Genomic DNA, 8,058 nt, shown 5'->3' with positions numbered 1-8,058 from the left:
TCTAGGCTGCACTAGAGGCCGGACAGATGGCAGCATCCGACTACATGCCTCACCCTCCAATTACCGCTTGCGTCTTTGCGGGCGTCCACAGATGGAGAGCGGCCGGTCCGCTATCGGGCTCGTAGATGGCGTAAGCGGCCGTTCGTTCAGGTAGCGGAGTAGAGAGCTGGTCCGCCGGCTATGGTGGAAACCCGATCCGCAGTTTTCCGCCGCCACGAAGCGTAATCGGATCTTCATGCATGTGCGGTGGTACGCGGGCGGCGATCCGAGACCGGCTACGCAAGTGCGGGTATGACGCCTAGCTGGCGAAGGTGAGTGAACTGCTCTCGAAACATGTCTTCCGTGTCGATGCAGGCGTGAAAGCCGGAGCGACGCGCCTTGATGGTGCTGCTGATGTTGTCAAAGCCACTGTTGAAGATGAAATCTCCAAAGCCCCAGGAAGCCACCGCCTCATAGGGGATTGGCTGCAGATCGTATCGCTCGACCATCCGCTCCCACAAAGGCGCCTTGTCGGTCATGTAGGTGACCAGAGGGGTAGGAACGGGGTCTGCAAGAGGCATGTCGAACATGGCAGCGATCTTCGGGAACATGTGCTGCCAACGGAAGTAATCGCCATTGGTGATGTTGAAGATCTCGTTTGCAGCAGCTGGCTCGATTCCCGCCCAATCGGTGGCTTGCGCAAGGATGTCTGCCGAACTCACTTGGTACAGCGCACGATACGCCGCTTCAGTGCCGGGGAAACGAAGAGGAACGCCAAGCTCCTTTGACATGGCCGCATAGACAGCAATAACAGTCAGTAGGTTCATCGGATTGCCCACCGCGAAGCCGCAGACGGCTTCAGGACGCAATGCCGTAAAGGTCCAACTTTTCCCCCGCTGGCGCTCACGCAGGAAATCTTCCTGATCATAGTAGAAGTTGGGCGGCATCAACCGCGGGTCATCCTCGCGCGCGGGCGTCTTGAACGGGCCGAGATCCGCCCCGTAGGCTTTCCCGCCCTGGTAGAAGGTGATGTGGCGAAGGCCCGGTGAGGTTCGCTCTACGGCATCGAGGAGGTTTCGCAGGATCGCGACGTTGACCTCGGTCTTTTCGGCCGCGGTGGATTTCTCGATATAGGCGCCGAACACGATATGAGTGACATCACGCACGTCGCCCAACGCAGCTTGCGTGCCTGCGGGATCGAGAAGGTCCACAGCAATCAGAGGTACGCCATCGAGTGCCGGCTCCCTCCGTCGCGAAAGCCCGAGCACTTCAACGTCCGGCTGGCCGGCGATCCGAAGTGCCGCGGCACGCCCGATTACCCCCTGCGCACCCGCAACAAGAACCTTTCTACGCATATACGAATCTTCTTTCATGAGGTCTGAGAACAACCGCCGACGTCCCTGCGAGTTCACGACCCCGCCTCCGCCTGCCCGCCAGCATCGTCGACGTCAGTGCGTCGCCGGCCCAGCCAGCTGTGGCAGCACATGCGCGCCGAATGCTTCCAGGAAGGCCGCTTGATTGCTGGCGATGTTATGCAGGATGAGCTCGTCGACGCCTGCTCGGGCATATTGGTTGAGCCATTCGGCATGCTGGTGGAGATCGGTTGACACGCGAACGGTTTTGTCCAGGTCTGCGGGGCTTAGTAGGGCAGCGATTTCCTCGAAGTGCGAGGGCTGGGGAATCTCCCAGACCACCTGACCCGCGATTAGATTTGTGCCCCACTGGCTAAACGCATCCTGGCGGAGGACAGCTTCGTCAGGTCCCCAGGCGAGTTTCGCTTGCGCAAGCACCGGTTTGTCGCCGCCACCACCTTCTCGAAAGGCGTCGATGACGCTGCGGAGTTGGTCGACTGGCCCCCCCGCCAGGGTGATCATCCCGTCGGCCCAGGTGCCGAGCCAGCGCGCGGTGTCAGCTGTGGTCGCGGCTCCGATTGCCAACGGAGCCCGCTCGGGTCGAGTGAAGAGGGTTGCGTCCTGAACGGTGATGCGGCCGAGATGCGTTACGGTCTCGCCTGCCCAGAGCGCGCGCATGACCTCGACGCATTCCATCAGCATTGCCTGTCGCTCCTGCTTCTGTGGCCAGGGCATGCCGGTGATCGCTTCATTCAGTCGCTGCCCGGTGCCGAGTGCCATCCAAAGTCGGTCAGGGTACATGGTCGAGAGCGTGGCGCCGGCTTGCGCCAAGATAGCCGGGTGATAGCGGTAGCCCGGTGCGGAAACCGTCCGGAAGGGCAGCTGTGTGCGCTCCATCGCAGCGCCAAGCCACGACCAGACGAAACCAGACTGACCCTGTCGCGCGCTCCAGGGGTGGAAGTGGTCTGAGGCGCTGGCACAATCAAAGCCGGCGCGCTCGGCCTGAATCACTAGGTCGAGCAACTCGCGGGGGCCAAATTGTTCGTGCGAGCAATGGTAGCCGATCCGCGTCATTGAAAGCGCCTTTTCGCTCGTATGCCGAAATCAGCAGACGCGAGGAGCGCCCAACCCGTGCCCAGGCAAGCAGTCCGGATGTTGAGAGGAGCCGAAGAACCAGCCCCGGTACCGAGATGTGAAGATGGGTGATCCCGCATGCGGTGTAAACCACCAGCGGAGCGTGTAGGTCCCGCTCTGTGGACAGGATGACGCAACAGCGAAAAAGAGGCACCATAGGTTAAGGCACCGTACGTGCTTGATTTTCAGGAACATGGGCAGAGACGAAAGCGTTGATCGGCATCCGACCGACCGGTCTTCGTTCGACGTAAGTATGGGGGTTCAGATGGCGAACGCCGAGATCGAGGCTCCTGCTTCAGGATCCTGCGCCCTGCTGATCATCGACATGATCACCGACCTGGATTTTCCCGGCGGAGTGGAGATGCTTCCCGCCGTAGGCGGTGCAGCCGAGGCCATCGACCAGTTACGCACTAAGTGTCGAGAGGCCGGCGTGCCGATCGTCTACGTGAATGACAATTTCGGCCAGTGGCATTCCGAACGCTCGCGCCTCGTTGATCTCAGTAGAGGAACGCCAGCGGAAGATATCGTTACACGTTTGCAACCGCACGAGGACGATTTCTTCGTAATCAAGCCGCAGTTCTCCGGATTTTATGCGACCAATCTAGCCGTGCTGCTGCCGAAATTGGGGGCAAGGCGCCTGATCCTGACCGGCATCTCTGCTGACATCTGCATATTGTTCACTGCAGCCGACGCGCACATGCGCGAGTATGATCTTTGGGTGCCGTCAGACTGCATTGCGAGCCAGGACGGGCAACGCACCCGTTGGGCGCTAGACATCATGGCGAACAGCATGAAAGCCGAAACCTTACCGACCGCAGAACTCGATATCGCCCAGTGGATGGATAGATCGGAATAGGCCGCCCAGGATCCGTCCGCGGTCAAGTCGGCGAAGCGAAACTCGCCCTCGCAATCAGCTTTTCCACCGGAAAATAAACTATGCGGATTGGGCATCATCCGTTTGTATAGTGGGTTCGCTGATCGCTGTCCGCATCAGTTCTTGAAGCGCGTCGACAACCTGGAAGGCGCCGTATGGCCAACTGAAGCTCGCTTGGTAATTCTGCACCGCGAGCCAAGGCGCATTCTGCACTAGAAGACAGGGCACGCCGAGCGTCTCCAGGTGGCGGAGAGTATTTTTGTGCGTTTCGCGAGCCGCATCTAGCGCTACCAAGGCGACGTTCGGCATCTCAACGGCGGTTGCACACCATCTTTCCAGCACTTCCTCTGAAGCGAACGGCCCGATGGTCCGGACGCCAGCGGCAGAGAGCACGGCTGCAAGATAGGACGAGCAGAAGCTGTTATAGTCCGCCAGAAGGACAACCGACTGGCTGAAAAATGGCTGGGGAGCCCACATCTGGCAACTCGCGCATCAAAGTCAGCAAAATACCCGAATAGGTGTCCGTTACAAGCACTTAGATCGAGGTGCGAACTAGATGCGCTTCGTGCACGCCTGCTTCCTGGTCACCGGCTAGCATCTAGCCGCCATGAACACGCTGGGCTAATCGACCAATTCCGGCATTGTAGATGTCAGCTCGCTCGACCGGCCCCATGTGGTTGGCACCCTCGACGATCTCCAGATCGGCTTGCGGCGCCTGCTCTGCAATCGTGACGCTCGCTTCAGCCTTGGTCACGATATCGACGCTGCCGCCGAGGACAATGGCTGGCGCGTGCATCCTGGCGACGCCTGCGGATCCGTCCCATCGCAACATCGCGAGATCTCCACGGGCGCTCACCGCCGGATTGGCCCGCGTCATCAGCAGCGCGACGTGATCGAGCTGGCTTCTCGTCACATATCGCCCAAACCCGAAGCGCGCGCTCATATGCGTGGATCCGCTGAGATAGCTTTGCCAGCTGATCAGCCGCATTAGAGGGGCGAGCCAGATCTCCAGCGTCAGCATCGGGACGATAAGCGGCTTGCGCAGCGCTTGCAGGAAGCCACTGAGCACCATGGTCTTCAGGGGATTTGTGTAGGTGGTGTTGAACAGAGCAACGCCCGCTACCTTGTTGCGGAACCAGTCAGGATCATCGCGGGCAAGCGTCTCGATGATCATGCCGCCAATGCTGTGCCCGACCAAAATCGGACGCTGGTCACCAACTTGGCCCGCGATGGCTTTCAGGTCCCGCGCGAAGTCGCTGAGGCAGATCTTGCGCCCACCGCGCGTCGAGCGGCCAAGCCCGGGAAGGTCCCAGACGATGACGCGGTACCGGTCGGCTAGGGCACGTTTCGCGTAGAACCACAGCGTGCTGTCCATCGACCAGCCATGGGTCAGGATGATCGGGGGCGCGAGGGCGGAGCCATGCTCCTCCAGATAGAGAGTGGCGCCCGTTTCGCTCGAAATCGCGCGCCCGGAACTACGAGCGGGCTGCATCGGATCAGTGTCCTTGCGAGCAAGGATCAGCCGGATCCCGAAGCGTCCGAGGAAGGACCAAGCGAGCAGAGCGCCGCCGACCCAAAGTTGCCAGTCGTCACGATGGCGCCGCAGAACGCCGTCAGCGTCGCGCAACCACTCCCCGTCATACCAGTTCCACAGAAGATATCCTGCTGCTGCCAAGATCAACAACGAGAGGATCGCGAAGGCAGCACGAAGTAGCGAGATGATCGGCAAAGCAGCTCTCCCCAGGAAGACGCTTAACAATTCCGAGATGGGCTCGTTCCGCTTTGACTCGAACTAAGACCTGAGCCTTAACCCTGCTCGCTAATTCAGACCGGCGCACGCACTCTGACGACGGGATCAGTCTCGAACATGCTTCACCACTTCGACGCGGCGGGGCAGCAGTCCTCCCCCAGATCCAGGAGGTCCTCGTGCCTACCTCAGAGCGGCTTTCGAGACCCCGCTTCGAACAGCTTGTACACGCCCGGCTGCTCCTCACAGACCATCCATACGTTCCGCAGTAGAATAGCACCCGCGTCCGGGGCCCAGCCCTTCGAGTCGCGGGGAGCGCTAGCGCATCGCGTCGGGAATGATTTCGTGCAGTACTAAGATGGTTTTCTCAGCATTCTCGTGATGGACGAAGATGCCGCCCGCACCGGTCCACAGATCCCGGTATTTGAGAGTATCGTCGACGAGTATGTCGCCTTCGCGGGCATGCTTGCGCTTGTCCACGGCAAGGCAGGTGATGATCCGGGTGCCCGGAAAATGCTCAGCGGCCCACCGCACCTTTTGCGAAGCCGCCCAGTTGCCCCGTGGTAAGCCGGTGAGGATGATCGGATCGAGGTGGCGCACGGCCTCGAACAGTTCCATCGCGTCCGGCATCAGCGGCAAGGTGCCATAGAAGTCGCCATGTGCGGCAATGCGTTTCCAGAACGTCGGCAATCCGTGGCGCTTTTCGAACTGGCGCGGCAGCATGCCGAGCAGGTCGATCGCGCCGCGTTCGAAATCGGCCAGTACGCCGTCGCAATCGAGATAAAGCTGCATGCGCTAGAACCGAGCAGGAAGGAGCGTGAGGGGAACCGGCTTGTCGAGCGGCGACCAGCCGAGTTGCGCAATCAGTTGATTGCTCTCGACGGGCCGCCTGCCTTTGGAGCGGTCGAGCGACCAGGTAACGTGATAAGTGCTGCCATCCGGCCGGGCAGTGCGGCCTGAGATGGAGACGATCAACGCCTGCACACCTTGGCGATCGTCTGCTTCCCCGACGATTTTGCCGCGCGTCTCGGTCGGAAGCGGCGCGGCACCCAAGCTGAGCGTAACATGGTCGGCGACGATATCGGCATAGCGCGGGATGAAGCGCTCCAGCAGCTGCCCACGTTCTGCACGATCAAGCTTCCAGCCCGTGACCAGGGGCTTGTGCCAGGCGGCAGGCGCACGTGCCTTCCCCCGCTGGCGATTACCCATGACCGTGTTCCAGAAAGCGCAGCGTGTCGGCGGCGAGGTTTCTGAATTCCTGTTGCATCTCCGGCGGGACTTGCGACCAGGAGCTCTCGTCCGCTCCCACCTGCCGCTCTTCCCAGAGCTCCTGGGCAAGTTCCTCTATGAATCCGTCGCGATCGTTAGTCATGCAGAAGCGGTGGCGGCTCATTCTCGGTCACCTTGAACAAGGACGATATCAAATGATGTGTGCGTCGCTCCGTTCCGCCGCCAGTAAACAACTAACCTGAGTAAATGGAGCGCCGCTCTGCCACTGGTTTGCCCGGCGCAAGTCATCGCAATCGTCGGCATCGAGCTCCAACATCATGGCACCAGCACCGACCGGGGGCGTTAGATAGAAGGTGTCGCGTCGTGCTTGTGAAAAGCCTGGCGCACACGGAAAGCTAGGACGGGATCAGGATGGACCAGTCGGAACAAGCAGGTGGTGGCGGCCTCAATGAGGCAGCGGGCCTCGGCGCCATCGAAGAGGATATCGGCAGCACTGGTGGATCGAGCGGCGGTGGCACGATCTCCGGCGCGGGCGAGCCGTCTGGAGGAACGCTCGATCATGCGGGCGGAGCAATGGCGGGTACGACGAAGGACGTAGGTCAAGACGCCGTGGTAGCGGCGGGCGCTGACAGCCTGGCGGCACAGGCGGGAGATGAAATCGCTTCGGAAGCCGCTGCGCGGGGATCGGCTGATGGTAGCCTTGCCGATGCGGCTGCGGGCGCTGCCGCAATCCCGGGAGCAGGCCCGGTAGGTGCAGAGGCAGTCGGCGGCGGTGCCGGGCACGGCGAGATCGGCTCGGGCACGCCGGCGGATCGTGGCGAACTGGGCGGCGGCGGACCGCTCGGTCAACATGGCGGCACCGGCCCATCGGGCACGGCTTCGCCAGGAGGGCAGGGCGCTGGTTGAGATACCCGACACCGGCGCGATCCTTGAGCTCGGGCTGCTCGAAGACGAAGCGATCTCGCTCGACTCCGCTGCATTGCAAATCGCGGCCCTCGACCATGCGGGCCTGGACCTGTCGTCCTATGTCAATGTGCTGGGGGACATGACCGAGCGGCTCGTTGTTCTCGGCGGGGCTGCGGAAAGCGCAGCCCCTCGCGCCAGAATCCTGGCGCGTGTCATCGGCACCGAATACGGCTTCACCGGCGACCGGCAGACCTATGACGATCCCGACAATGCCGACCTGATCCGAGTCATGGACCGGCGGCGTGGCCTGCCAGTGAGCCTGACCATCCTGTACGTGGCCGCGGCCCGACGCCTGGGCTGGCAAGCGGACGCGCTCAACACGCCGGGGCATGTCGTCGCCCGCATCGGGTCGGAAACAGAGCCGGTGCTCATCGATCCGTTCGACGGCGGCGCCGTTCTGGACGCAGAGCGCTTTGCATCGTTGCTCCATGCAGTGTTGGGCCGTGGCGCCGCGCCGAGACCTGAGCATCTCACGCCAATGTCCAACCGATCCGTGCTGGTGCGCCTGCTGATGAATCAGGCAAGCCGCGCGGAGGCGCGCGGTGACCCCGGGCGGGCGTTGACGTTGTTCGAGCGCATGACCGTCATCGCGCCTTCCACCGCGCATGCATGGTGGGAGCAAGCCCGGCTACAGTTGCACAAGGGCGATGTTGAATCCGCGCGCGCAAGCCTGAGTGCCATGCTGGAGGTCACCCGTGAGCCCGAGCTACGGATGCATGCCTGCGCTGCCTTGGATGCATTGTCTGGCGAACGCTGAAGGAACTGGCCGCTGCATG

Annotated in this window: 10 protein-coding genes; 3 read left to right on the top strand and 7 right to left on the bottom strand. The window is 61.8% G+C overall.

Annotated elements, in window-relative coordinates; all coding sequences use genetic code 11:
- Positions 1–275: 275 nt before the first annotated feature.
- Both FHT02_RS17400 and FHT02_RS17395 read right to left on the bottom strand, forming a co-directional pair.
- Positions 276–1,367: an SDR family oxidoreductase gene (locus tag FHT02_RS17400; protein WP_221239542.1), complete on the bottom strand. Its 1,092-nt coding sequence runs from the start codon at positions 1,365–1,367 to the stop codon at positions 276–278.
- A gap of 60 nt (positions 1,368–1,427) precedes the next feature.
- Positions 1,428–2,405, bottom strand: a complete 978-nt coding sequence (locus tag FHT02_RS17395) for a TIGR03885 family FMN-dependent LLM class oxidoreductase (RefSeq protein WP_184090691.1) — start codon at positions 2,403–2,405, stop codon at positions 1,428–1,430.
- A gap of 325 nt (positions 2,406–2,730) precedes the next feature.
- On the opposite strand from FHT02_RS17395, the gene FHT02_RS17390 reads away from it, so the two are divergent.
- The gene (locus FHT02_RS17390) at positions 2,731–3,321 is read left to right on the top strand and encodes a cysteine hydrolase family protein (protein WP_184090688.1); all 591 of its coding nucleotides are present in this window, start codon (positions 2,731–2,733) and stop codon (positions 3,319–3,321) included.
- Between the two features lie 78 nt (positions 3,322–3,399).
- Here FHT02_RS17390 and FHT02_RS17385 read toward each other — a convergent pair whose 3' ends face one another.
- From FHT02_RS17385 to FHT02_RS17365, 5 genes are all read right to left on the bottom strand, one after another.
- Positions 3,400–3,816, bottom strand: a complete 417-nt coding sequence (locus FHT02_RS17385) for a hypothetical protein (protein WP_184090685.1) — start codon at positions 3,814–3,816, stop codon at positions 3,400–3,402.
- 121 nt (positions 3,817–3,937) lie between these two features.
- Positions 3,938–5,068, bottom strand: coding sequence for an alpha/beta fold hydrolase (locus FHT02_RS17380; RefSeq protein WP_184090682.1), 1,131 nt, complete (start codon positions 5,066–5,068; stop codon positions 3,938–3,940).
- Between the two features lie 336 nt (positions 5,069–5,404).
- Positions 5,405–5,878 (bottom strand): 5' nucleotidase, NT5C type, encoded by a 474-nt coding sequence (locus FHT02_RS17375; RefSeq protein ID WP_184090679.1) that lies wholly within the window; start codon positions 5,876–5,878, stop codon positions 5,405–5,407.
- 3 nt (positions 5,879–5,881) lie between these two features.
- Positions 5,882–6,295 (bottom strand): hypothetical protein, encoded by a 414-nt coding sequence (locus tag FHT02_RS17370; RefSeq protein ID WP_184090676.1) that lies wholly within the window; start codon positions 6,293–6,295, stop codon positions 5,882–5,884.
- A complete protein-coding gene (locus FHT02_RS17365; RefSeq protein WP_184090673.1) occupies positions 6,288–6,479 on the bottom strand; it encodes a hypothetical protein in 192 nt (63 codons plus the stop codon). Before FHT02_RS17365 ends, FHT02_RS17370 begins: the two co-directional genes overlap by 8 nt.
- 248 nt (positions 6,480–6,727) lie before the next feature.
- Between FHT02_RS17365 and FHT02_RS17360 the strand changes: the two genes are divergently transcribed.
- Both FHT02_RS17360 and FHT02_RS17355 read left to right on the top strand, forming a co-directional pair.
- Entirely contained in the window at positions 6,728–7,222 is a 495-nt protein-coding gene (locus tag FHT02_RS17360; RefSeq protein WP_184090670.1) for a hypothetical protein, read from the top strand.
- On the top strand, positions 7,167–8,039 hold the full coding sequence (locus FHT02_RS17355) for a SirB1 family protein (protein ID WP_184090667.1): 873 nt from the start codon (positions 7,167–7,169) through the stop codon (positions 8,037–8,039). Before FHT02_RS17360 ends, FHT02_RS17355 begins: the two co-directional genes overlap by 56 nt.
- Positions 8,040–8,058 lie beyond the last annotated feature (19 nt).

The sequence above is a fragment of the Sphingomonas xinjiangensis genome (genome assembly GCF_014199255.1).
Taxonomy (GTDB): domain Bacteria; phylum Pseudomonadota; class Alphaproteobacteria; order Sphingomonadales; family Sphingomonadaceae; genus Sphingomonas; species Sphingomonas xinjiangensis.
This window is presented reverse-complemented; position numbering and strand designations above follow the sequence as displayed.